The 23,144-nt window shown below is 61.9% G+C and carries 25 protein-coding genes; 16 read left to right on the top strand and 9 right to left on the bottom strand.

The features are described from left to right. Nucleotides 1-25: 25 nt before the first annotated feature. Together ACYVOC_RS17675 and ACYVOC_RS17670 are read right to left on the bottom strand one after the other, a co-directional pair. A complete protein-coding gene (locus ACYVOC_RS17675) occupies nucleotides 26-313 on the bottom strand; it encodes a DUF1010 domain-containing protein (protein ID WP_461162645.1) in 288 nt (95 codons plus the stop codon). 229 nt (nucleotides 314-542) lie between these two features. Then, on the bottom strand, nucleotides 543-1,442 hold the full coding sequence (locus tag ACYVOC_RS17670; protein ID WP_461162644.1) for a LysR family transcriptional regulator: 900 nt from the start codon (nucleotides 1,440-1,442) through the stop codon (nucleotides 543-545). Between the two features lie 169 nt (nucleotides 1,443-1,611). On the opposite strand from ACYVOC_RS17670, the gene ACYVOC_RS17665 reads away from it, so the two are divergent. The 5 genes from ACYVOC_RS17665 (at nucleotide 1,612) to mmsB (ending at nucleotide 6,442) form a co-directional block, all read left to right on the top strand. Continuing rightward, complete coding sequence (locus tag ACYVOC_RS17665) at nucleotides 1,612-3,135, top strand: CoA-acylating methylmalonate-semialdehyde dehydrogenase (RefSeq protein ID WP_461162643.1); 1,524 nt, start codon at nucleotides 1,612-1,614, stop codon at nucleotides 3,133-3,135. Nucleotides 3,136-3,366: 231 nt separating this feature from the next. Continuing rightward, complete coding sequence (locus ACYVOC_RS17660) at nucleotides 3,367-4,533, top strand: acyl-CoA dehydrogenase family protein (RefSeq protein ID WP_461162642.1); 1,167 nt, start codon at nucleotides 3,367-3,369, stop codon at nucleotides 4,531-4,533. A 60-nt stretch (nucleotides 4,534-4,593) separates the two neighbouring features. Then, complete coding sequence (locus ACYVOC_RS17655; RefSeq protein WP_461162641.1) at nucleotides 4,594-5,031, top strand: TfoX/Sxy family protein; 438 nt, start codon at nucleotides 4,594-4,596, stop codon at nucleotides 5,029-5,031. A gap of 30 nt (nucleotides 5,032-5,061) precedes the next feature. Beyond that, complete coding sequence (locus ACYVOC_RS17650; RefSeq protein WP_461162640.1) at nucleotides 5,062-5,451, top strand: DUF488 domain-containing protein; 390 nt, start codon at nucleotides 5,062-5,064, stop codon at nucleotides 5,449-5,451. A 94-nt stretch (nucleotides 5,452-5,545) separates the two neighbouring features. Then, on the top strand, nucleotides 5,546-6,442 hold the full coding sequence (gene mmsB, locus ACYVOC_RS17645; RefSeq protein WP_461162639.1) for a 3-hydroxyisobutyrate dehydrogenase: 897 nt from the start codon (nucleotides 5,546-5,548) through the stop codon (nucleotides 6,440-6,442). Between the two features lie 219 nt (nucleotides 6,443-6,661). Here mmsB and icd read toward each other — a convergent pair whose 3' ends face one another. Continuing rightward, nucleotides 6,662-7,921, bottom strand: a complete 1,260-nt coding sequence (gene icd / locus ACYVOC_RS17640; RefSeq protein ID WP_116003848.1) for an NADP-dependent isocitrate dehydrogenase — start codon at nucleotides 7,919-7,921, stop codon at nucleotides 6,662-6,664. Nucleotides 7,922-8,110: 189 nt separating this feature from the next. Between icd and ACYVOC_RS17635 the strand changes: the two genes are divergently transcribed. Continuing rightward, entirely contained in the window at nucleotides 8,111-8,323 is a 213-nt protein-coding gene (locus ACYVOC_RS17635) for a hypothetical protein (protein WP_116003847.1), read from the top strand. 114 nt (nucleotides 8,324-8,437) lie between these two features. Beyond that, on the top strand, nucleotides 8,438-8,908 hold the full coding sequence (locus ACYVOC_RS17630) for a DUF192 domain-containing protein (RefSeq protein ID WP_116003846.1): 471 nt from the start codon (nucleotides 8,438-8,440) through the stop codon (nucleotides 8,906-8,908). Nucleotides 8,909-9,042: 134 nt separating this feature from the next. Here ACYVOC_RS17630 and ACYVOC_RS17625 read toward each other — a convergent pair whose 3' ends face one another. The 3 genes from ACYVOC_RS17625 to xseA form a co-directional block, all read right to left on the bottom strand. After that, entirely contained in the window at nucleotides 9,043-11,280 is a 2,238-nt protein-coding gene (locus ACYVOC_RS17625; RefSeq protein ID WP_461162638.1) for an NADP-dependent isocitrate dehydrogenase, read from the bottom strand. A 289-nt stretch (nucleotides 11,281-11,569) separates the two neighbouring features. Further along, nucleotides 11,570-12,151, bottom strand: coding sequence for a Fe-Mn family superoxide dismutase (locus ACYVOC_RS17620; protein WP_116006020.1), 582 nt, complete (start codon nucleotides 12,149-12,151; stop codon nucleotides 11,570-11,572). Nucleotides 12,152-12,288: 137 nt separating this feature from the next. Further along, the gene (gene xseA, locus ACYVOC_RS17615) at nucleotides 12,289-13,614 is read right to left on the bottom strand and encodes an exodeoxyribonuclease VII large subunit (protein WP_461162637.1); all 1,326 of its coding nucleotides are present in this window, start codon (nucleotides 13,612-13,614) and stop codon (nucleotides 12,289-12,291) included. Nucleotides 13,615-13,965: 351 nt separating this feature from the next. Here xseA and ACYVOC_RS17610 point away from each other — a divergent pair, with 351 nt between their 5' ends. The 6 genes from ACYVOC_RS17610 (at nucleotide 13,966) to adk (ending at nucleotide 17,935) form a co-directional block, all read left to right on the top strand. After that, a complete protein-coding gene (locus ACYVOC_RS17610; RefSeq protein WP_116003843.1) occupies nucleotides 13,966-14,598 on the top strand; it encodes a MotA/TolQ/ExbB proton channel family protein in 633 nt (210 codons plus the stop codon). A 19-nt stretch (nucleotides 14,599-14,617) separates the two neighbouring features. Next, on the top strand, nucleotides 14,618-15,052 hold the full coding sequence (locus ACYVOC_RS17605) for an ExbD/TolR family protein (RefSeq protein ID WP_461162636.1): 435 nt from the start codon (nucleotides 14,618-14,620) through the stop codon (nucleotides 15,050-15,052). An 18-nt stretch (nucleotides 15,053-15,070) separates the two neighbouring features. After that, nucleotides 15,071-16,114, top strand: coding sequence for a tetraacyldisaccharide 4'-kinase (gene lpxK, locus ACYVOC_RS17600; RefSeq protein ID WP_461162635.1), 1,044 nt, complete (start codon nucleotides 15,071-15,073; stop codon nucleotides 16,112-16,114). Nucleotides 16,115-16,139: 25 nt separating this feature from the next. Then, nucleotides 16,140-16,322, top strand: a complete 183-nt coding sequence (locus ACYVOC_RS17595) for a Trm112 family protein (RefSeq protein WP_116003840.1) — start codon at nucleotides 16,140-16,142, stop codon at nucleotides 16,320-16,322. Further along, nucleotides 16,319-17,119, top strand: a complete 801-nt coding sequence (gene kdsB / locus ACYVOC_RS17590; protein WP_461162634.1) for a 3-deoxy-manno-octulosonate cytidylyltransferase — start codon at nucleotides 16,319-16,321, stop codon at nucleotides 17,117-17,119. Before ACYVOC_RS17595 ends, kdsB begins: the two co-directional genes overlap by 4 nt. Nucleotides 17,120-17,278: 159 nt before the next feature. Continuing rightward, nucleotides 17,279-17,935, top strand: coding sequence for an adenylate kinase (adk, locus tag ACYVOC_RS17585; protein ID WP_116003838.1), 657 nt, complete (start codon nucleotides 17,279-17,281; stop codon nucleotides 17,933-17,935). An 88-nt stretch (nucleotides 17,936-18,023) separates the two neighbouring features. On the opposite strand, the gene ACYVOC_RS17580 is transcribed toward adk, so the two are convergent. Then, complete coding sequence (locus tag ACYVOC_RS17580) at nucleotides 18,024-18,992, bottom strand: asparaginase (protein ID WP_461162633.1); 969 nt, start codon at nucleotides 18,990-18,992, stop codon at nucleotides 18,024-18,026. Nucleotides 18,993-19,074: 82 nt separating this feature from the next. On the opposite strand from ACYVOC_RS17580, the gene lexA reads away from it, so the two are divergent. From lexA to ACYVOC_RS17565, 3 genes are all read left to right on the top strand, one after another. Beyond that, on the top strand, nucleotides 19,075-19,749 hold the full coding sequence (gene lexA / locus ACYVOC_RS17575; RefSeq protein ID WP_116003836.1) for a transcriptional repressor LexA: 675 nt from the start codon (nucleotides 19,075-19,077) through the stop codon (nucleotides 19,747-19,749). Nucleotides 19,750-19,873: 124 nt separating this feature from the next. Continuing rightward, nucleotides 19,874-20,278 carry a hypothetical protein gene (locus ACYVOC_RS17570; RefSeq protein WP_461162632.1) on the top strand — a complete coding sequence of 135 codons (405 nt, stop codon included), beginning with the start codon at nucleotides 19,874-19,876 and terminating at the stop codon, nucleotides 20,276-20,278. Between the two features lie 94 nt (nucleotides 20,279-20,372). Continuing rightward, the gene (locus tag ACYVOC_RS17565) at nucleotides 20,373-21,380 is read left to right on the top strand and encodes a D-2-hydroxyacid dehydrogenase family protein (RefSeq protein WP_461162631.1); all 1,008 of its coding nucleotides are present in this window, start codon (nucleotides 20,373-20,375) and stop codon (nucleotides 21,378-21,380) included. A 72-nt stretch (nucleotides 21,381-21,452) separates the two neighbouring features. On the opposite strand, the gene ACYVOC_RS17560 is transcribed toward ACYVOC_RS17565, so the two are convergent. Both ACYVOC_RS17560 and ACYVOC_RS17555 read right to left on the bottom strand, forming a co-directional pair. Then, nucleotides 21,453-22,583, bottom strand: a complete 1,131-nt coding sequence (locus ACYVOC_RS17560; RefSeq protein ID WP_116003833.1) for a branched-chain amino acid ABC transporter substrate-binding protein — start codon at nucleotides 22,581-22,583, stop codon at nucleotides 21,453-21,455. Between the two features lie 130 nt (nucleotides 22,584-22,713). Beyond that, complete coding sequence (locus ACYVOC_RS17555; protein WP_233521110.1) at nucleotides 22,714-22,899, bottom strand: hypothetical protein; 186 nt, start codon at nucleotides 22,897-22,899, stop codon at nucleotides 22,714-22,716. Between the last annotated feature and the right edge of the window lie 245 nt (nucleotides 22,900-23,144).

The following is a 23,144-nucleotide window of genomic DNA, read 5'->3' as shown; positions in this document are numbered from 1 at the left end:
GCTTCCCCAACAACCAAAATATCGATCAGTTTCTTGAACTTGTGGGGGAGTCCATATATGCAGAGTTAGACCCGAAGGCCAAAAGGAAGCGCCTGGACTTGAAGACGCACGCGACCCACGAAAAAGCGCTGGGCCACGGAAGCGGCGCAGCGCTGCAAAAAAGATATCTGCTGGCGCTTGACTGGCGAGCGCCGGAGGCTAAAAAGGCCACAAACTGACGCAGCGCATGCAGGCGAAGCCGGGCGCAGCGCCCAAACCCCAAAGAAGAAACCTTGGAGAAAGGCGAAGCGCTGGAATGAATAGCTGCCTGCATAAATGGGGGTGTCTGCGGGACTAACTAGATTTAGACGACAATCTCAACAAGATTGAATGCCCACTAAAAAATAAAGTTTTCAAAATAACCTCGAGCAAACCTTGAAATTCTTGTTTAGGCAAACCTAAAAATTCACGGATGAATAGCCCAACGTTTTTGAACGCAGCACATCATAGAACTTTTTGTTACACCGTCCTAACACCTGAGGTCGGCCCGCACACCAGCCACCTCACCCCGCCCCCGTGGGCACCAGCAGCCCCTGGGCGCCCTGCACCGTCTCCTTCAAAAAACCCCACACCGCCTGCATGCGCGCCAAATGCTTGCCCTCAGCTGGCATGCTCATCCAGAAGGTGCGTGTGAAGCGCGCCTCGTGCGGCAGCACGCGCGCGAGGAGGGGGTCGCGGTCGGCAAGAAAGGCCGGCAGCACCGCCAAACCGGCACCGGCGCGCACGGCTTCGTATTGCGCGGTAATGCTGGTGCTGCGAAACGCGAAGCGCTCGGGCTGGTGCAGGGCATCGAGAAACTGCAGCTCCTTGGTGAACAGCAGGTCGTCCACATAGCTGATGAAGGCATGGTGGCACAGGTCTTCGCGCTGGGTCACGGGAAACGTTTGGGCCAGGTAGTCGCGCTGGCCATACAGGTGCAGCACATAGTCGGTCAGCCGGGCGACGATGACCGAGCCGCGCGTGGGGCGTTCGAGCGAGATGACGATGTCGGCCTCGCGCCGGCTCAGGTGCAGCATGCGCGGCAGTGCCAGCAGGTCAATGGACAGCTGCGGGTGCTTTTGCGTCAAGCGCGCCAGGTGCGGCGCCAGTATCTGGGTGCCAAAACCTTCGGTGGCGCCCACGCGCACCAGGCCCGAGGGGCCGCCGCCCGGCGTGGGGGCCGCACGCTCCACCCCCAGCACCGCTGCCTCCATGGCCTCGACCGAGGGCAGCAGGTGACGCCCCGCCTCGGCCAGGCGATGGCCCCCCGCCTCGCGGGCGAACAGGGTGGCGCCCATTTGCTTTTCCAGCGCCTGGATGCGGCGCGACACGGTGGTGTGCTCCACGCCCAGGCGCCGCGCTGCGCCCGCCAGCGTGCCGGTGCGGGCCAGTTCCAGAAAAAAGCGCAGGTTGTCCCAGTCCATCGTATCTCCCGCTACAGGCTTGTTTGACCCGGTTCTTACGCGCGCCTTGCGAAATAGTGTGCATAAATGCAGATACTGTGCGCGCTTTTATCTCTTGTGCTGACAATTATGCACATATACCATCAGGGGGTTTCGGGCAATCAAGCCCATCCTTTCAGGAGACAACTGCATGAACGCACCTACCAACGTGGCCGCACTGGCCCCCACCGTCAAGCTGCTGATCGGCGGCCAGTTCGTCGAATCCAAAACCACCGAGTGGCGCGACGTGGTCAACCCCGCCACGCAGCAGGTGCTGGCCCGTGTGCCCTTTGCCACGCAGGACGAAATCAACGCCGCCGTGGCCTCGGCCAAGGAAGCCTTCAAGACCTGGAAGAAAACCCCCATCGGCGCGCGCGCCCGCATCTTCCTCAAACTCCAACAGCTCATCCGTGAAAACATGGGCGAGCTGGCCGCCATCCTGACGGCCGAACAGGGCAAGACACTGCCCGATGCCGAAGGCGACGTGTTCCGTGGCCTGGAAGTGGTTGAACATGCCGCCAGCATTGGCAACCTGCAGCTGGGCGAGTTGGCCAACAACGTGGCCGGCGGCGTGGACACCTACACCCTGCTGCAGCCCCTGGGCGTGTGCGCAGGCATCACGCCGTTCAACTTCCCGGCCATGATTCCGCTGTGGATGTTCCCCATGGCCATTGCCACCGGCAATACCTTCGTGCTCAAGCCCTCCGAGCAAGACCCCATGGTCACCATGCGCCTGTGCGAGCTGGCACTCGAAGCGGGCATCCCTCCCGGCGTGCTGAACGTGATCCACGGCGGCGAAATGGCCGTCAACGCGATCTGCGACCACAAGGACATCAAGGCGGTGTCGTTTGTCGGTTCCACCAAGGTGGGCACCCATGTGTACAACCGCGCCACCCTGGCCGGCAAGCGTGCGCAATGCATGATGGGTGCGAAGAACCACGCCATCGTCCTGCCCGATGCGAACAAGGAACAAACCCTCAATGCCATCGCTGGTGCTGCGTTTGGCGCCGCCGGCCAGCGCTGCATGGCCCTGCCCGTGGTGGTGCTGGTGGGCGAGTCGCAAAAGTGGATTCCCGAGCTGGTCGCCAAGGCCCAAACGCTCAAGGTCAACGCCGGTACCGAAAAGGGCACCGATGTGGGGCCCGTCATCTCCTGCGCCGCCCTCTCGCGTGTGGAAGGCCTGATCGAACGCGGCGTGCTTGAGGGTGCCAAGCTGGAACTCGACGGCCGCAAGCCCCAGGTGGCAGGCTTTGAGAAGGGCAACTTTGTCGGCCCGACGATCTTCTCGAATGTGAAGCCCGGCATGGCCATTTACGACCAGGAAATCTTTGGCCCCGTGCTGGCCCTGGTGGCCGCCGACGACATCGACCAGGCCATCGAGTTCATCAACGAAAACCCCAACGGCAACGGCACCGCCATCTTCACGCAGTCGGGCGCCGCAGCGCGCAAGTTCCAGGAAGAAATCGACGTCGGCCAGGTCGGCATCAACGTGCCAATCCCCGTGCCGGTGCCGCTGTTCTCGTTCACCGGTTCGCGCGCCTCCAAGCTGGGCGACCTGGGCCCTTACGGCAAGCAAGTGGTAATGTTCTACACCCAGACCAAGACTGTCACGGCCCGCTGGTTTGACGACAGCACCACTTCGCATGGTGTGAACACAACCATTAGCTTGAAGTAACCCCCTGAGCCGCTTCGCGTCTTCCCCCTTTTGCTGCGCGATGCGAAGGGGGACGCCACCAGCGCGGCAGGGCGGCCCTTGCGCGGAGGCACTGGTATGGGGTCGCGCCCAGGTTTAAACACCTGCCAACGGTGATGGCCAGGAAATTGAAGTCAAATCAGGCTCCAGTACTTATTCTGTAAGCGCAAGCAGCTATCAAAACAAAAGCAAAACACACCAGGAGACCCGCCGATGGACTTTGAACTGACCGAAGACCAGCGTGCCTTTGCCGACACGGCGCGCCAATTTGCCCAGGCCGAACTCGCGCCCCACGCCGCACAATGGGACGCCGAAGCCATCTTCCCCAAAGACGCGATTGCCAAGGCGGGCGAACTGGGCTTTTGCGGGCTCTATGCCCCTGAGAACGCCGGTGGCCTCGCCCTGCCCCGCCTCGACGCCACGCTGGTGTTTGAGGAAATGGCCGCCATCGACCCCAGCACCACCGCCTTCATCACCATCCACAACATGGCCACCTGGATGCTGGGCACCTGGGCCACCCCAGCGGTGCGCGACCACTGGGGCCCGCTGCTGACCACGGGCGAAAAACTCGCGTCCTACTGCCTGACCGAACCTGGCGCGGGCTCGGACGCGGCATCACTCAAGACACGGGCCGATCGGGTGGGCGATGAATACGTCATCAACGGTTCCAAAGCTTTTATCTCGGGCGCCGGCGCCACCGATGTGCTGGTGCTCATGGCCCGCACGGGCGATGCGCAGTCGGGCGCGCGCGGCATCAGCGCGTTTGCCGTGCCCGCCAACACCCCCGGCATCAGCTACGGCAAAAAAGAACACAAGATGGGCTGGAACAGCCAGCCCACGCGCACCATCAGCTTTGACAACGTACGCATCCCCGTCGACCACCTGCTGGGCAGCGAAGGTGAAGGCTTCAAGATCGCCATGAAGGGCCTGGACGGCGGCCGCATCAACATCGCCACCTGCTCGGTGGGCGCGGCGCAAGGCGCGCTGGCGCAAGCGCAGGCCTACATGCAGGAGCGCAAACAGTTTGGCAAAAGCCTGGCGAGCTTTCAGGCCCTGCAGTTCAAGCTGGCCGACATGGCCACCGAACTGGTTGCCGCCCGCCAGATGGTGCGCCTGGCCGCCAGCAAACTCGACGCCAGCGACCCGGATGCATCGACCTACTGCGCCATGGCCAAGCGCTTTGCCACCGATGCAGGCTTTACCGTGTGCAACGAGGCACTGCAGCTGCACGGCGGCTACGGCTACATCCGCGAATACCCGCTGGAGCGCTTGCTGCGCGACGCGCGCGTGCACCAGATCCTGGAGGGCACGAACGAAATCATGCGCGTCATCATCGCCCGGCGCATGCTCGAGAGCGACGCGCCCGATGCGATTCGCTAGGTTTTTCATAGCTTCTGGCGATTGATGCATCAGCGTTAGCGGCCTATTTCATCCACACCCATGCCCGCCCGCCCCATTGCCGACGCAACGCTGCACCTGATCAACGCCGTGCGCGCTTTTCTGGCGCGGCGCGACGATGTGGATGAGCGCACCCTGTTTGGCAGCTACTGCTTCTTCGTGGACGGCAAGCTGTGCATCGGCGTCAAGGGCGATGAGTTGCTGCTGCGCCTGCCGCCCCAGCGGCATGGCGAGTTCCAGGAGATGCAGAACACGCGCGAACTCTCGCCTGGTGGCGGCATGCAGGGCTACTTCTGGGTCGAACCCAACGGCTACGCCACGCGCGCGCAGTGGATCTTCTGGCTCGAAGGAGCCCTGGCCTACAACCCGCAGGCCAAGGCCACGCCGCCGCGCAAGAAAGCGCCCGGCGCAGGCACGAAGAAGAAAAACAGCGCCCAGCCGGCCAACAGAAAACACAGCATCTTCGACGCCGAAGACTGAACCCCATCCATTGACCCGGAGGAAACCACCATGCCCCTTCGCATCGTCCGCCTCGGCTCCCCGCGCGCCGCCGGGGAAGGCACGCGCATCGGCACCGTGCGCCGCCCGCCACGCGGCGTGCCCAAGGCCGAGTTCGCCAGCCGCGACTACTACGACGTGTGGTACCCGCTGCTCTCGCCCTCCCCCGAAGCCATGGCCCAGGGCCAGCAGGCGCAGACCGACAAGGAATGGGAACAGTTCGTCAAGCAGTTCCGCAAGGAGTTGGCCCAGCCCGAGGCCAGCCGCACGCTCGACCTGCTGGCCGCGCTGTCGCAGCACAGCGCCCTGTCAGTCGGCTGCTACTGCGAAGACGAGGCGCGCTGCCACCGCTCGGTGCTGCGCGCCGAGCTGCTGGCGCGCGGCGCGGATGTCGCCCCCTGAAATTCAAGCCATTTTGGCCTCCAGCGCTTAGCTGTAAAGCGCTGACAGCTATCAAATCCATACCATTTCACCCACCACCACCGGAGACAACACCATGAAAATCGCATTCATCGGCCTGGGCCACATGGGCGGCCCTATGGCCCTGAACCTGCACAAGGCGGGCCACGAAGTGCGCGCGTTCGACCTGTCCAAAGCCGCCTGCGAGCAGCTCGCGGCCAGTGGCGTGCCGATTGCAACAGACGCTTTCGCCGCCGTGCAAGGCGCGGAAGCGGTCATCACCATGCTGCCCGCCAGCCACCATGTCGATGGCCTGTTCTTCGGTGCCAACGGCCAGCCGGGCCTGCTGGCGCAGATCGCCAAGGGCACCCTGGTGATCGATTCGTCCACCATCGCCGCCGCCACCGCACAAAAAGTGGCCAAGGCCGCCGAAGCGCAAGGCGCGCAGTTCATCGACGCGCCGGTGTCGGGCGGCACCGGCGGCGCCATTGCCGGCACACTGACCTTCATGGTCGGCGGCGACGCAGCGGCGCTGGAGCGCGCCCGGCCTCTGCTCGAAAAAATGGGCAAGAACATCTTCCACGCCGGGGCCGTGGGCGCCGGCCAGACCGCCAAGATCTGCAACAACATGCTGCTCGGCATCCTCATGGTGGGCACCAGCGAAGCCATCGCCCTGGGCGTGGCCAATGGCCTGGACCCCAAGGTGCTGTCTGAAATCATGCGCCGCAGCTCGGGCGGCAACTGGGCGCTGGAGGTCTACAACCCCTACCCCGGCGTGCAAGAAGCCAGCGCCGCCACCCGTGGCTACACCGGCGGCTTTGGCACCGACCTGATGCTCAAGGACCTGGGCCTGTCGCAAGAAAACGCCATGGCCGTGAAAGCCAGCACCCCCCTGGGCGGCATGGCCCGCGCCATTTATGCCGCGCACAGCCTGGCAGGGCATGGCGGGGAAGATTTTTCCAGCGTGATCAAGATGCTGCAAAAGAAGGGTTGATCTGCGGGGCTGTGGCCCTTCTTTGATAGGAATGGGCGCCGTAACATGCCGTGACGGCGCCCATTCCTTTTTCAAAGCCAGCCCTTCACCCGTTGCAAGGTCATCTGATATCGGAAGATATGTCCCCCCAGACGATGGCGGCCCAAAAAAAACCCCGCGCCATGCTCCATGGGTGCGGGGACAGGTTTCAAGGCGCTCCGGTGAGGCCCTGAGACGCGCTTACATGTGGTCGATCATGACCTGGCCAAAACCCGAGCAGCTCACCTGCGTGGCGCCGTCCATCAGGCGGGCGAAGTCGTAGGTCACCTTCTTGCTGGCGATCGACTTCTTCATGGAACTGATGATGAGGTCGGCCGCTTCCGTCCAGCCCATGTGGCGCAGCATCATTTCGGCGGAGAGGATCTCGGAACCGGGGTTCACGTAGTCCTTGCCGGCGTATTTGGGCGCCGTGCCGTGCGTGGCTTCGAACATGGCGATGGTGTCCGACAGGTTGGCGCCGGGGGCAATGCCGATGCCGCCCACTTGTGCAGCCAGCGCGTCGGAAACGTAGTCGCCGTTCAGGTTGAGCGTGGCGATCACGCTGTATTCGGCCGGGCGCAGCAAAATTTGCTGCAGGAAGGCGTCGGCAATGCTGTCCTTGATGGTGATTTCCTTGCCCGTCTTGGGGTTCTTGAACTTCATCCAGGGGCCGCCGTCGATCAGCTCGGCGCCGAATTCCTTGGCCGCCAAGCCGTAGGCCCAGTCACGGAAGCCCCCTTCGGTGAACTTCATGATGTTGCCCTTGTGCACGATGGTCACGCTGGGCTTGTCGTTGTCGATGGCGTACTGGATGGCCTTGCGCACCAGGCGCTCGGTGCCTTCGCGCGAGACGGGTTTGATGCCGATGCCAGAAGTATTGGGGAAGCGGATCTTCTTGACGCCGAATTCGTCCTGCAGGATCTTGATGAGCTTCTTGGCCTTGTCCGATTCGGCTTCGAACTCGATGCCGGCGTAGATGTCTTCCGAGTTCTCGCGGAAGATGACCATGTTGGTCTTGTGCGGCTCTTTCACGGGCGAGGGCACGCCGTCGAAGTACTGGATGGGGCGCAGGCAGACGTAGAGGTCGAGCTCCTGGCGCAGGGCCACGTTCAACGAGCGGATGCCCCCGCCCACGGGCGTGGTGAGCGGGCCCTTGATGGAGACGACGTAGTCCTTGACGGCGGCGAGCGTTTCCTCGGGCAGCCAGACGTCGGGGCCGTAGACCTTGGTCGATTTCTCGCCGGCGTAGACCTCCATCCAGTGGATCTTCTTTTTGCCGCCGTAGGCCTTGGCCACGGCTGCATCCACCACCTTGAGCATCACCGGGGTGATGTCGCCGCCCGTGCCGTCGCCTTCGATGAAGGGAATGATCGGCTGGTCCGGCACATTCAGCGACATGTCGGCATTGACGGTGATTTTCGTGCCTTCGGCAGGCACCTTGATGTGCTGGTAGCTGGTCATGGACGTGAGGTCTCCGATGGAATGCTGAAGGGTCTTCAGCGGGTTAGGCAAAACTCTCTAAACCGGTTGATTCTATCGGCAAAAAAACCGGTAAACCCTGTCAACGCCACGGTTTGGCGGGCGTTGTGAATAAGCTTCGCAGTCTTTTTGCGACGCATCAAACTCTTCATTTGCACGTCAAAGGTTTCTATGAACAAGCTTCTCACTGCCCTGATCGCCGGTCTGTTTGCCGCAGGTGCGTTTGCACAGCAGGCTCCCGCTGCCACCGCAGCCCCTGCTGCAGCTCCCGAAGCAGCGGCGGCAGCTGCACCAGCACCTGCAGCAACCAAGATGACCGCCAAGAAAGCCCACAAAAAAGTGGCAAAGAAAAAGGCCCACAAGTCGGCTGCCAAGGCTGTCTGACGCAGCAAAGTGGGAGCAGGCCCTGTGCCTTCTTCCCATTTGCGACAAAATTGCCCGCATCCGCGGGCTTTTTTGTGCCTGCGATGGACTTTTTCTGTTGAAGGTAGACCTCCCATGACAACCATTTCCCTGTCCCGTTTTGCTGCGCTGGTGTGCACGGGGGCGCTGGCGTTGACAGGCGCGCTGGCCCAGGCGCAAGAGCCACAGTTGAACCTGCAGCGCGTGCAGCTCACCGCGGGTATGCACCGCATCGATGCGCAGCTGGCCCTCAGCCCCCAGGAGCGCCAGATCGGCCTGATGCATCGCAGGGAGATGCCGCAGCATGAGGGCATGTTGTTTGTGTTCAATCAACCGGGCATTCAGTGCTTCTGGATGAAAAACACCTTGCTTGCGCTGACAGCGGCTTTTGTGGCCGATGACGGCACCATCGTGAACCTGGCCGACATGAAACCCGAAACCACCGATTCGCATTGCTCCGACAAGCCCGTTCGCTTTGTGCTGGAGATGAACCAGGGCTGGTTTGCCAAGAAGTCGATCAAGGCGGGTAGCAAACTGGTCGGCACGCCTTTCTCTGCGAACCGCTGACCGCGCCCTGCCCATCTGATCGCTCTCACAAAAAAGGCCGGTCTACCCGCGTGGGTGGACCGGCCTTTTGCGCTGCGCTTGTTGCCCAACCCGGGGGCGCAGGCCCCGATCTGGCAAAAATGCAGCCGCAGAGATCAGCTTTGCATGGTGGCCAGGGCTGCGTTGAGCGTTGCGCTCGGGCGCATGATGGCGTTGAGCTTGTCCAGGTCAGGCTGGTAGTAACCGCCAATATCCACGGCCTTGCCCTGCACTGCGGCGAGCTCAGCCACGATGGCCTGCTCGCCTGCGGCCAGCTTGGCAGCCAGCGGGGCAAACTTGGCGGCCAATGCAGCGTCGTCGGTTTGTTCCGCCAAGGCTTGCGCCCAGTACAGGGCCAGATAAAACTGGCTGCCACGGTTGTCGAGCTGCCCGGTCTTGGGAGACGGGTTTTTGTTGTTTTCCAGCAGCTTGCCGGTGGCGGCATCAAGCGTCTGCGCCAGGATTTTGGCCTGTGCGTTGCCGGTCTTGAGGCCGAGGTCTTCGAGCGATACGGCCAGCGCCAGAAACTCGCCCAGCGAATCCCAGCGCAGGTGGTTTTCTTCGACCAACTGCTGCACATGCTTGGGCGCCGAGCCGCCCGCACCGGTCTCGTACATGCCGCCGCCCGCCATCAACGGCACGATAGACAGCATCTTGGCGCTGGTGCCCAGCTCCATGATGGGAAACAGGTCGGTCAGGTAGTCGCGCAGGATGTTGCCGGTCACCGAGATGGTGTCCAGGCCGCGGATCACGCGCTCGAGCGTGTAACGCATGGCGCGCACCTGGCTCATGATCTGGATGTCCAGGCCCGTGGTGTCGTGGTCTTTCAGATAGGCCTCGACCTTCTTGATCAATTCGGCCTCGTGCGGGCGGTACGGATCGAGCCAGAACACCGCCGGCATGCCCGAGTTGCGCGCGCGCGTAACGGCCAGCTTGACCCAGTCGCGGATCGGTGCGTCCTTGACCTGGCACATGCGCCAGATATCGCCCTGTTCCACGTTCTGCGAAAGCAGCACTTTGCCCGTGGCCAGATCGACGATGTTGGCGACGCCGTCCTCCTGGATCTCGAAGGTCTTGTCGTGCGAGCCATATTCCTCGGCCTGCTGCGCCATCAAACCAACGTTGGGCACAGTGCCCATGGTGCGCGGGTCGAAGTTGCCGTGCCATTTGCAGAAGTTGATCATCTCCTGGTAAATGCGGGCAAACGTTGATTCAGGCATCACGGCCTTGACGTCTTTCAGGCGGCCGTCTGCGCCCCACATCTTGCCGCCATTGCGGATCATGGCGGGCATGGAGGCGTCCACGATGATGTCGTTGGGCGAGTGGAAGTTGGTGATGCCCTTGGCCGAATCGACCATGGCCAGCTCGGGGCGGCCTTCGTGGCAGGCGTGCAGGTCCTTGAGGACCTCTTCGCGCTGGGCGGTGGGCAGCGTGGCGACCTTTTCGTACAGGTTTGCCATGCCGTTATTGACGTTAACACCCAATTCTTCGAACAGCTTGCCGTGCTTGGCAAAGGCGTCTTTGTAGAAAATTTTCACGCAGTGGCCGAAGACGATGGGGTGCGAGACCTTCATCATCGTGGCCTTGACGTGCAGCGAGAACATCACGCCCGTCTTGAAGGCGTCTTGAATCTCGTTTTCGTAAAACTCGACCAGCGCTTTTTTGCTCATGAACATGCTGTCGATCACTTCGCCCGCCTTGAGCGACACCTTGGGCTTGAGCACAATGGTCTGACCGCTTTTGGTCGTGAGCTCCATCTTCACGTCGCAGGCGGCATCCAGCGTCATCGATTTCTCGCCGGCATAGAAGTCACCGTGATGCATGTGCGAGACATGCGAGCGCGAGGCCTGGCTCCAGTCGGCCATTGAATGCGGATTTTTGCGTGCGTATTCCTTGACGGCACGGGGTGCACGGCGGTCCGAATTGCCCTCGCGCAGCACCGGGTTCACGGCGCTGCCAATGCACTTGGCATAGCGCGCACGCACCTCTTTTTCTTCGTCGCTCTTGGGGTCTTCAGGGTAGTCGGGAATGGCATAGCCCTTGCCCTGCAGCTCTTTGATGCAGGCAATCAACTGGCCCACCGAAGCGCTGATGTTGGGCAGCTTGATGATGTTGGCATCGGGCTGCAGGGTTTTCTGGCCCAGTTCGGCCAAGGTGTTGGGCACCCTTTGAGCGTCCGTCAAACGCTCAGGGAAAGAAGCCAAAACGCGGGCTGCCACCGAAATATCGGTTTCCTCCACATGGATGCCAGCGGGCGCGGTAAAGCTGCGCACGATGGGCAAGAACGACGCCGTGGCCAGACGCGGTGCTTCGTCGGTCAAGGTATAGAGGATGGTGGGTTGCTGGATGCTCATCTTTTCTCTCAGTGAACAAAAACAGGGGTCGCACAGCCGGGCTGCAGCCCAGCGCGCGTCGCATGGTCAGACGCCAGAGGATTGTGCTTGAGGCGAAATTTCAAGGGGGACGATTTTGCAATCAAATATCACAATACGAAATATTCTGACGATGAATCGACTTTTTTTTGAAGTCTTCTATAAGACTTACAAAATTTCATCTTCGCGCGCCCATGAGAAAGGGCCCGAGGATCGCTCTTCGGGCCCTTTTTTTCGGGTTTGAAGCGCTGCCACCGCAGCGCCTGTTCGCTCAGGCGAAGTTGGCTTCGGCAAACTTCCAGTTGACCAGCTTGTCGAGGAAAGTCTCGACAAACTTCGGGCGGGCGTTGCGGTAGTCGATGTAGTAAGCGTGTTCCCACACGTCTACGGTCAACAGTGCCTTGTCGGCAGTGGTCAGCGGCGTGCCGGCAGCGCCAGTGTTGACGATGTCCACGCTACCGTCCGCCTTCTTCACCAGCCAAGTCCAGCCGGAGCCGAAGTTGCCCACGGCGCTCTTGACAAAGGCTTCCTTGAACGCGGCATAGGAGCCAAATTTTGCGTTGATGGCTGCAGCCAGCGCTCCGCTGGGCTCGCCGCCACCGCTCGGAGCCATGCAGTTCCAGAAGAAGGTGTGGTTCCAGATCTGGGCTGCGTTGTTGTAGATGCCACCGCTGGATTTCTTGATGATTTCTTCCAGGGTCATCGATTCGAATTCGGTGCCTTTTTGCAGGTTGTTCAGGTTCACCACATAGGCGTTGTGGTGCTTGCCATGGTGGTACTCCAGCGTTTCCTGGCTGTAGTTCGGGGCCAGGGCATCAATGGCGTAAGGCAGCGCGGGCAGGGTATGTTCCATGGGGGTGTTCCTTATGGTGGTTTTGTTGTAGGGCACCATGCGCGCGATGCGCGGACGGCGGGATGTCACCCGACCATTGTAGGAAGAAGCACCAACCCTTGCAGGCCTGTGCGTATGCCCCGCAGGGCCGCCCTGCTCTACCGTGGCTTGGGCGGCTGCACTACCAGGTCGAGCGCGCCATCGGCCAGCGTGGCCTGCAAGGCGGCGCCGGGCTGGGTTTGCTGCACGCTGGTCACCGCGTGGCCCTGGCTATCGCTGAGCAGGGCGTAGCCGCGCTGCAGTACCAGGTACGGATCGAGCAACTGCAGTCGCAAGGCAGCGCGCTCCAGGCGCTGGCGATGATCGGCCAGGTTTTGCTGCATTTTTACTAAAAAATCAGCCTCTAGCGCTTGCTGGTTGTGCGCGAGAAGCTGCATTTTCAATAGCACTGCACGGCGCATGCGCTCGGCCAGGCGGGCGCTGCGTTGCTGTTCGCGCACCACCAAGCCCGACGGACGGCCCAAGCGTGCGGCCACTTGGTCCAGGCGCTGGCTGCGCTGCTCGATCTGGCGCTGCACGCCGTCGCCCAGCCGCGTTGCCAGCAGGTCCAGCGCACCCAGCCACACGCCGCGTGGCTGGGCCACCAGTTCGGCGGCGGCTGTAGGGGTGGGCGCCCGCAGATCGGCACAGAAGTCGGCCACGGTGAAGTCGGTTTCGTGCCCCACGCCACTGACCACCGGCACAGGGCTTTGCACGATGGTGCGGGCCAGTTGCTCGTCATTGAAGGCCCACAAGTCTTCGATGGAACCACCACCACGCACCAGCAAAATCACATCGATTGGAGGATTTTTAGCCAAATCGGCCCCTGGCGCTTGCCCAGCTTGCGCCATCAGATACAGTTTTGATAGCGCTGCGCACAGGGATGGTGCCGCGCCTTCGCCCTGCACCAGTGCTGGCACCAGCACCACGGGCAGATGGGGAACCCGCCGACGCAACGCCGTCACCACGTCGTGCAAGGCTGCGGCACCGGGCGAGGTGACCAGGCCAATGCCGCGCGGCATCAGGGGCAGCGGGCGTTTGCGGGCCGTGTCGAACAGGCCTTCAGCCTCCAGCCGGGCCTTCAGGCGCAAAAACTGTTCAAACAAAGCACCTTGGCCGGCCCGCTGCAGGCTTTCTACAACGAGCTGCAGGTCGCCACGCGCCTCGTACACGCCCAGGCGCCCGCGCAACTCGACCAGTTCACCGTCGCGCGGCACAAAGTCGAGGCGGCTGGCAGCGCTGCGGAACATGGCGCAGCGGATCTGCCCCTGCGTGTCCTTGATGGAAAAGTAGCAATGCCCGCTGGATGCGCGCGAAAAGCCGGTGATCTCTCCGCGCACCGCGACCGGATTGAAGCGCGCCTGCAAAGCATCAGCCACGGCGCGGCATAGCGCGCCAACTTCCCAGATGCGCGGCGCCAGGGCGTTGTTTTGGGGGTCAAACATGGGGTTCCAGGCGTGTTTCCGGCGTTGCTGCGGTGCAGTACTCCACAGGAGCGCCAGGAGGCAACAATGTAACTTTTTGTCTTATAAAACACCGGGGAAAGCGTTTGTTTCCGTGCAACCCGTTGTTTTTGTTGTATTTTTTGATGCGCAAAATTTCAGCATTCTGTTTCGGTGACGGTTTGGCGCCATTTTCCGGGGCACCCCCCTGCTGTTTTCCACAAAGTTATCCACAGAAACTGTGGGTGACAGGGGCGGGTGCTGGATTCCGGGGAGTGGGGTGGTCATCGCCGCAGGAAAAGGCCGAAAGCTGGGCCATAATCGCCCTTTGCCCATCCCCGTGCGGAGAGATAATTGCTGTCCATCATACAAGCCGCAGGCTGGCCCATCTGGCCCTTGATTGCCTGCTCGGTCCTGGCCATGGCGCTGATTTTTGAGCGTTTCGTATCACTCAAAACCGCCCGCATCGCCCCCCCCAAATTACTGGATGAAGCCATTTCGGTATCGGTCCATGCCGTGCCCGGACCCGATGTGGTGGCCCAACTGGCCCAAAACTCTGCGCTCGGAGAGGTGTTGGCCACCGGCCTGCGCACCCTCAACAGCAATCCCCGCTGCAGCGAATCGGACCTGCGCGCCTCCATGGAAGGCTCGGGCCGGGTGGTTGCGCATCGCCTGGAGAAATACCTCAGCGCCCTGGCCACCATTGCCTCGGCTGCGCCCCTGCTGGGGCTGCTGGGCACCGTGGTCGGCATGATCGAAATTTTCGGCTCCCAGGCCAGCGCAGGCGGCGGCATGGGCAGCGGCAACCCGGCGCAGCTGGCGCATGGCATCTCGGTGGCGCTCTACAACACGGCGTTTGGCCTGATTGTGGCCATTCCGTCGCTGATTTTCTGGCGCTACTTCCGGGGCCGGGTCGATGCCTACCTGCTCACGCTGGAGTTGGCCTCCGAGCAGTTCGTGCGGCACCTGCTGCGCCTCAGAAAGTGACCCTCGAGGCCTACCGCCCATGAACTTTCGTCCCCGCGTCAAGGAAGAACCCGAGATCAATCTGATCCCGTTCATCGACGTGCTGCTGGTCATCCTCATCTTTTTGATGCTGACGACCACGTACAGCAAGTTCACTGAACTGCAACTCACCCTGCCCGTGGCCGACGCGGACCAGCAGCGCGACCACCCCAAGGAGGTGATCGTGGCCGTGGCCGCCGATGGCCGCTATGCCGTTAACAAGACGGGCATTGAAGGCAAAAGCGTGGATGTGCTGGCCAGCGCCATGCAAGGCGCCGCCAAGGCCGGACCCGGCAGCATCGTCATCATCAGTGCCGACGCCACCGCGCCCCACCAGTCCGTGGTGACGGTCATGGAGGCCGCACGCCGCGTGGGCCTGACGCAAATCACCTTCGCGACCCAGTCGTCCGCCCGCGCGGGGGCTGGCAAGCCCTGACGCAGCGCGGCTGCTGCCATGCCGCAGCCCCCACTCTCTCCCTCTTCTAATCTGGCGCCTGGATCGGTGCTGCAGCGTGCCTGGCGCCAGCGTGGATGGCTCGCGTGGCTGCTGTGGCCCTTGTCGCTGCTGATGTGCCTGGCCGTGGCGCTGCGCCGCATGCTCTACCGGGCCCGCGTACTGCGGGCCGAGCACCCGGGCGTGCCCGTGGTGGTGGTGGGCAATGTGGTGGCAGGCGGCGCGGGCAAGACGCCCGTGGTCATGGCCGTGGTGCGCCACCTGCAGGCGCAGGGCTGGCACCCGGGCGTGGTCTCACGGGGCTACGGGCGCAGCACGCAAGATTGCCGCATGGCATATGCCAGCAGTCCCGCCCGCGAGGTCGGCGACGAACCAGCATTGATCGCCCGCCAATGTGCTGTGCCCGTGGCCGTGGCAGCGCAGCGCATTGCTGCGGTGCAGCTGATCTTGGCGCAGCACCCGGACACCGATGTCATCGTCTGCGATGACGGGCTGCAGCACTTGGCGCTGGCGCGAGACATTGAAATTTGTGTTTTTAACGACCTGGGCACGGGCAACGGGTTCCTTTTGCCCGCAGGCCCGCTGCGCGAATCCTGGCCTCGCCCGGTCGATCTGGTGGTGCATGCCGGGTCCGCCGTGGCTGACAGTGGCGCGCCAGCGTTTGCACTGCAGCGCTCACTGGCCGACTTTGCGCTGCGTGCCGACGGACAGCGTGTCCCCCTGGCCGACCTGCACCAACAGCCGCTGCTGGCCGTGGCAGGCATTGCCAGGCCCCAGGATTTTTTTACCATGCTGCAATCTCTGGGGTTGCCGTTGGCGCAAATGCAGGGGCTGCCAGATCACTCTAATTTTGATAGCTGGAACCGCCCAAAGGATAAGCCTTACACGCTTATTTGCACTGAAAAAGACGCCGTTAAATTATGGCAATACCACCCCGATGCGCTGGCGGTACCGCTGCGTACAGCCATCGATGACGGCTTCTTTATCGCCCTCGATGCCCTGCTAGCCCGTGCCAGGGCTCGCTCGCTATCATCACCTTCCTGATTTTCTTTCTTCCGATTGCGCCGCCATGGACACCAAATTACTTGAACTGCTGGTCTGCCCCGTCACCAAGGGGCCCCTCACCTACGACCGGGAACGCCAGGAACTGGTCTCGCGCAGCGCACGCCTGGCCTACCCGGTGCGCGACGGCATCCCCGTGCTGCTCGAACCCGAGGCGCGCACGCTGAGCGACGAGGAACTCGAACAATGAGCGCTGCGGCCGGCTTCACCGTGCTGATTCCGGCACGCATGGCATCGAGCCGCCTGCCCGACAAGCCCCTGGCCGAGATCGGCGGGTTGCCCATGGTGGTGCAGGTGGCCCGGCGCGCGGCGCAAAGCGCGGCCCTGCGCACGGTGGTAGCGGCGGACGATGCACGCATCCTCGACGCCTGCCAGCGCCATGGTGTGGAGGCGGTGGCCACCCGCGCCGACCATCCCAGCGGCAGCGACCGTCTGGCCGAAGCCTGCGCGTTGCTGGGCTTGCAGGGCGACGACGTGGTTGTCAACGTGCAGGGCGACGAGCCTCTGATCGACCCGCAGCTCATCAACGCGGTCGCCGCGCTGCTCGCAGCCCACCCGCAAGCCAGCATGGGCACGGCAGCGCATCGCATCGAAACCTTGACCGACCTGACCAATCCCAACGCAGTGAAGGTTGTGCTGGACGCTCAGGGGCTGGCCCATTACTTCAGCCGCGCGCCCATCCCGTATGCACGCGACCATGCCGACACCGCCTGGTGGCAAGGTGCTGCCGTGCAGGCACACCCCAACGTGACTGCTCTGGCAGGGTTTGCTCCGCTACGCCATATCGGCATTTACAGCTACCGCGCAGGTTTTCTGCGCCAATTTCCCACGCTGTCGCAAGCACCCACCGAAGCCGTCGAGGCACTGGAGCAACTGCGCGCCCTGTGGCATGGCCACCGCATTGCCGTGCACGTCACCGCAACAGCACCCGGCCCGGGCGTGGATACCCCACAAGACCTGGCACGGGTGCGCGCACTGCTGGGCTGAGCACATGCGCCGCCTGCGCGCAGCCGCTCCATCGTGTGTAAGCCAGAGCGAAAGTTGCGCATGCTATCCTTGCCCTCCAAAAAAACACCGCATCCGGGCCGGGCGTAAGCACGCCTGCGACCTGCTGTGCAGCCAGATTCACATAGCGAGAGGATTTCCATGAAACTGATTCTGTTGGGCGCACCAGGCGCCGGCAAAGGTACGCAGGCCACCTTCATCTGCCAGAAGTACGGTATCCCGCAAATCTCCACGGGTGACATGCTGCGCGCTGCCGTCAAGGCGGGTACGCCATTGGGCCTGAAGGCCAAAGCGGTCATGGAGTCGGGTGGGCTGGTCAGCGACGACCTCATCATCGGCCTGGTCAAGGAACGCATTGCCGAGCCCGATTGCGCCAAGGGCTTCCTGTTCGATGGCTTCCCGCGCACCATACCGCAGGCCGACGCCATGAAGGAAGCCGGTGTCAAGCTGGACTACGTGCTGGAGATCGATGTGCCCTTTGACGCCATCATCGAACGCATGAGTGGCCGCCGCTCGCACCCCGGCAGCGGTCGCACCTACCACGTCAAGTTCAATCCGCCCAAAGTGGCAGGCAAGGACGACGCAACGGGCGAGGATCTGATCCAGCGCGACGACGACAAGGAAGAAACCGTGAAGAAGCGCCTGGAGGTCTACAGCGCCCAGACACGCCCTCTCGTCGATTACTACTCAGGCTGGGCGACCCAGGACCCCGCCAACGCCCCCCAATACCGCGCCATCAGCGGTACCGGCAGCGTGGAAGAAATCACCGCCCGCGCAATGGCCGCACTGGCAGGCTGAGCGCCATTCCTGTAGGCCCGCACGCGAGCCCCAGCACAACGCCCCGCATGCGGGGCGTTGGCGTTTCTGGGCTTCAACCCATCGGCAATCAGGCCGGAACGCCGCCGCCGAGCAGTTCCAGCATCAGTGATACGCGGGCCTTTACCGGGCTGAGCCCATGGCCCAGTGGCAAAGAAGCCCCGGCACGCGGCAGCACCTGACCCTCGGTACAGCGCGTTGTCACACGCACGGCTACGCCTGCGGTCTGCGCATGTTCCAGAGCGGCCTGCAAGTTATGGTGCAGGCTGCCATTTCCAGTGGCGGCGACTACCAAGCCCTGCACGCCGTCGCCCACCAGAGCGTCCACCGTGGCACCACGGGCGCCAGCGTAATTCATGACGATCTCTACACGCGGCCAAGGCGCACCGTTAGCTATCTTTTCAAGAGCTGATTGCGCCCATCCCATAAGCGCTATAGGCCTATTTTGTGCCCATCGCACATGCCCTTCCTCGATCCAGCCCAGAGGGCCTGTTTCGTCGGAACCAAACGCATCCACCCGGTAGGGATGGACCTTTCGCACCTGTCGCGCACCATGTACCACCCCAGCGCACACGGCCAGTACGCCGCAGGCTCCCGGCGCCGTGGCCAAGGCCATGGCATCCAGCAGGTTTTGCGGCCCGTCCGGAGCCATAGCGGTGGCAGGGCGCATAGCACAGGTCAGCACCACCGGCTTGGCGGCATCCAGCACCGAGTGCAGAAACCAAGCCGTCTCTTCCAGGGTATCCGTACCGTGGGTGATCACGATGGCGCGCACCGTTTCGTCGGCCAGATAGCGGCGGCACCGGATCGCAAGGTCAGCCCAGACCGAAAACTCCATGTCCTTGCTATCGATCTGCGCGACCTGCTCCACCTGCAGCGGCCCCTGGGCCGCCTGCACCAGTCCGGGCACAGCCTCCAGCAGTTCCTGCACATCCACCTGTCCCGCCACATACCCAATGTTGTCACCCGCTACAGACGCTTTGCCTGCGATGGTTCCGCCTGTGCCCAAAACAACGATTTTTCCTGCGCTCACTTGCATCCCCTGAAAAACTGGTTAAAAATACAGCTACTGGATTAAAAAACAGTTTCAATCCTTTTTCTCGTCCTTTGTGGAACCTGCCATGCTCAACGTCCCCAAGCTCACGGCCCGCCAGCAGCAGATTCTGGATCTGATCCAAACTGCCATTTCACGCACCGGCGCCCCCCCCACACGCGCCGAAATCGCCACCGAACTGGGTTTCAAATCGGCCAACGCCGCTGAAGAACACCTCCAGGCCTTGGCGCGCAAGGGTGTGATCGAACTGGTCAGCGGCACTTCGCGCGGCATTCGCTTGTGCGGCGAGACGGTGCGCTCCATCAATGCCGCTCGCGGCACACAATACAGCCTGCCTATTCCCGGCCTGTCACAACTCATGCTGCCCCTGGTAGGTCGGGTAGCCGCTGGCTCGCCCATTCTCGCGCAGGAACATGTGGAACAGACCTATTGTGTTGAAGACAGCCTGTTCCAGCACAAGCCTGACTACCTGCTCAAAGTACGCGGCATGTCGATGCGCGACATTGGCATCATGGATGGGGACTTGCTGGCCGTGAAAATTGCACATGAGGCGCGCAACGGCCAGATCGTCGTGGCCCGCTTGGGCGACGATGTCACGGTCAAGCGCCTGCGGCGTACGGCCCACGCCATCGAATTGCTGCCAGAGAATCCCGATTACCCAGTCATCGTCGTCGAACCCGGCGAGCCTTTTGCCATCGAAGGGCTCGCTGTCGGCCTGATCCGCAACACCATGCTCATGTAGCAGCGTACGCACCGCCGCAGGTGGCGGGCGTTTGGCAGGCCTCCATTCATGCCTGCCAGCCCTGCTGGCGGTGCATTTTTTGCAATCCTGCCTGTGTTCAACCTCTGACCTCTGGAGTTTTCACATGGGAATTGCCCTGCTGGCTGCGGCCACCCTCACCCATCCTTTGACGGCCTTGCACCGCTGGTGGAGTACCCGGCGCAACACGCCAGGCCTGCAAAACCTCACGCTCAGTAATGCGCAGCAACCGCTGCACCCACTGCTGCCTTTGCACACCTCCACAAGCCCCGTCAGACTGCAACATCAGGGTCTGAATGAGTCTTTGCGCCACAGCACCATCGCAGCGCGCAAAGTCCACAAACCCTCAGCACGCCCTCTGCGGCCCCTGCCCCGCACCAGCGACGCCCATGCGCCCTTGCGCGTGCTGCGCAGCCACACCAGCGCCTGCGGGCGCATGGCAATTTCCGGGCGTATGGCCGATGTATGCGCTGAACTTGACCGACTGGCCGCCAGCGAGAACCAGCACTAACGCCTGCCCATTCCTGCTCCGCATGCTTTGACCTCGGAGCAGCCTTACGTGTTGTTGCCGGCGAACCGCCATGGAGCCAAGGCACAATGGCGGGATGAATATCGTGATCCTCGATGATTACCAGGATGCCGTGCGCAAGCTCCACTGCGCCACACGCTTGGACGCTTATTCCGCCAAGGTCTATACCAACACCGTCAAAGGCTTGGGACAGCTGTCGGTGCGCTTGAAAGATGCCGACGTGATCGTGCTGGTGCGTGAGCGCACGCATATTTCACGACAGTTGATCGAGAAACTCCCCCGTCTGAAACTGATCGCTCAGACTGGCAAGGTCGGCAGCCATATCGATGTGGGCGCCTGCACCGAACGCGGCATTGCCGTGGCCGAGGGTGTGGGTTCCCCGGTGGCGCCTGCTGAACTGACCTGGGCACTCACCATGGCGGCCATGCGGCGGCTTCCCCAGTACATAGCCAACCTCAAACATGGAGCCTGGCAGCAATCGGGCCTGAAGGCGGCAGGAATGCCACCCAATTTCGGTGTTGGCAACGTATTGCGCGGCAAAACTTTGGGCATCTGGGGATATGGCCGCATCGGCCAGCTCGTCGCCAGTTACGGCAAGGCCTTTGGTATGAATGTGCGCATCTGGGGAAGCGATGCATCGCGCGTCCAGGCCCTGACGGATGGGTACCAGGTCGCTTCCACCTGTCACGAATTTTTTGCGCAATGCGACGTGATTTCATTGCACTTGCGCCTGACCGATGAAACCCGGGGAGTCGTTACGCTGGAAACCCTCTCGTGTATGAAGCCCACGTCTCTGCTGGTCAATACGTCGCGCGCAGAACTCATCGAACCCGATGCCCTGATCGCCGCACTCAACCGTGGGCGCCCCGGTATGGCTGCGGTCGATGTTTTCGAGAGCGAGCCTATTTTGCAAGGCCATGCCTTGCTGCGCCTGGAGAACTGCATCTGCACACCGCATATTGGGTATGTCGAGCAGGAGAGCTATGAGCTGTATTTCGGTGCAGCTTTCGATAACGTGGTGAATTTCATTAAAGGTACACCCACAAATATCGTGAACCCTGGCGCACTACAGGTCAGGCGCTGAAATAAAAAAGGCTTCCCAAAGGAAGCCTTTTTTGCGTGCACTGGCCTAAACCAGCGCAAACCTGACCACGGATCAGTTCAATGCAGTCTTCTTGCCGTCAACATACTTGTACAGCGTGATGGCAGGGTTCTTCATTTCGCCATTGGATTCAAAGGCAATATTGGCGGTCACGCCCTTGAAATTGGACTTCGCAAGTTCAGGCGTGTAAACCTTGGGATCCACAGAGTCGGCGCGTTTCATAGCGTCAACCAGCAGCGTGGTGGCATCGTAGGTGTAGGGGCTGTAAACCTGGAACTGACCTGGGTACTTGGCATCGTAGCGCTTCTTCCACTCTACACCGCCAGGCATCTTGGCCAGCGACGCGCCACCTTCAGCGCAAATCACGTTGGTCAGGGTTTTAGCGCCTGCAGCCAACTTGGCGATTTCTGAAGTGCACACACCGTCACCACCGAAATACTTCGTGTTGGCCATGCCCAACTGCTCCATCTGGCGCAGCATAGGGCCAGCCTGGGGGTCCATGCCGCCGAAGAAGATGCCATCGGGATTCTTGGCCTTGATGGCCGTCAGAATCGCCATGAAGTCGGTGGCCTTGTCGGTGGTGAATTGCTCATCGACAACCTTCATGCCCAATTCAGCAGCCACTTTCTTGAACACATTGGCCACGCCTTGGCCGTAAGCGGTACGGTCATCGACGATGGCAACCGTCTTCAGCTTGAGCACGTCATGGGCATAAGCTGCCAGTCCAGCGCCCAGGGCGTTGTCATTGGAGATGATGCGGAACGTGGTCTTGTAGCCAGGCTTCGTCAGGGTGGGGTTGGTTGCAGCGCCCGTGACCATGGGAATACCGCAATCGTTATAGACCTTGGATGCAGGAATGGTAGTACCCGAGTTCAGGTGGCCCACCACGCCAACGACCTTGGAGTCGCACAGCTTCTGCGCAGCAGCGGTGCCCTGCTTGGGGTCAGCTGCGTCGTCTTCGGCCTGCAGTTCAAACTTGATCTTCTTGCCACCGATCGTGACGCCCTTGGCATTGATGTCTTCAATAGCCATGCGCGCGCCGTTTTCGTTGTCCTTGCCGTAGTGGGCTTGGGCGCCGGAAACCGGTGCCACGTGACCGATCTTGACCACCTGTTCTTGTGCAGAGGCCAATCCGGTGACAGCCGCGATAGCAGCAACTACGGTCAGTTTCAACTTCAATTGCATAGGAATCTCCAGTAAAGATAAACGCTGAGATTATTCTTGTTTCTCAACGCAGGGGAACATACCGCAATTTACGCCACAAGGCATTAGGGAACACGATGAAATGCAGAAGAATTAATCATCGAAAACCCTGTCAACGCAGCGCAGTGGTTGGTGATCCGCTGGCCAGTTCGTCGGCTACCGCCTCGTAAACAGAGTGGCGCACGACCGACTCGATTTCTTCACGCAGACGCGGCAGTACGGAGCGCGTCTGCTCCTGCACCACCAAGGCAATCGCGTCGCGCAGACGCTGCTCCAGCATCACATCGACACGTTGCATGACGCGGTGCACCATCATCTCTTCAAACCCATCCGCCAACACACGAGCCGGCCGGGCTGTCGCAGACCCGCCCCCTGCTTCTTGCACGACAGGAGACGTTTTTTGGAGCTCCCTTGCAGGTACGGAACCAGCAATATCCTGTGGAGGCGGCACTGGTGAGGCAGCATAGTGCGGTGCGGGCGGCGGTACTACTGCAGGGGTAGCACGAACGGCTGCAGCCGGTGGAGGCAGTGGCACAGCGGGCA

The organism is Simplicispira piscis (assembly GCF_054783455.1).
The sequence above is the reverse complement of the archived record's forward strand: the minus strand, read 5'-3'. Positions and strand labels throughout refer to the sequence as shown.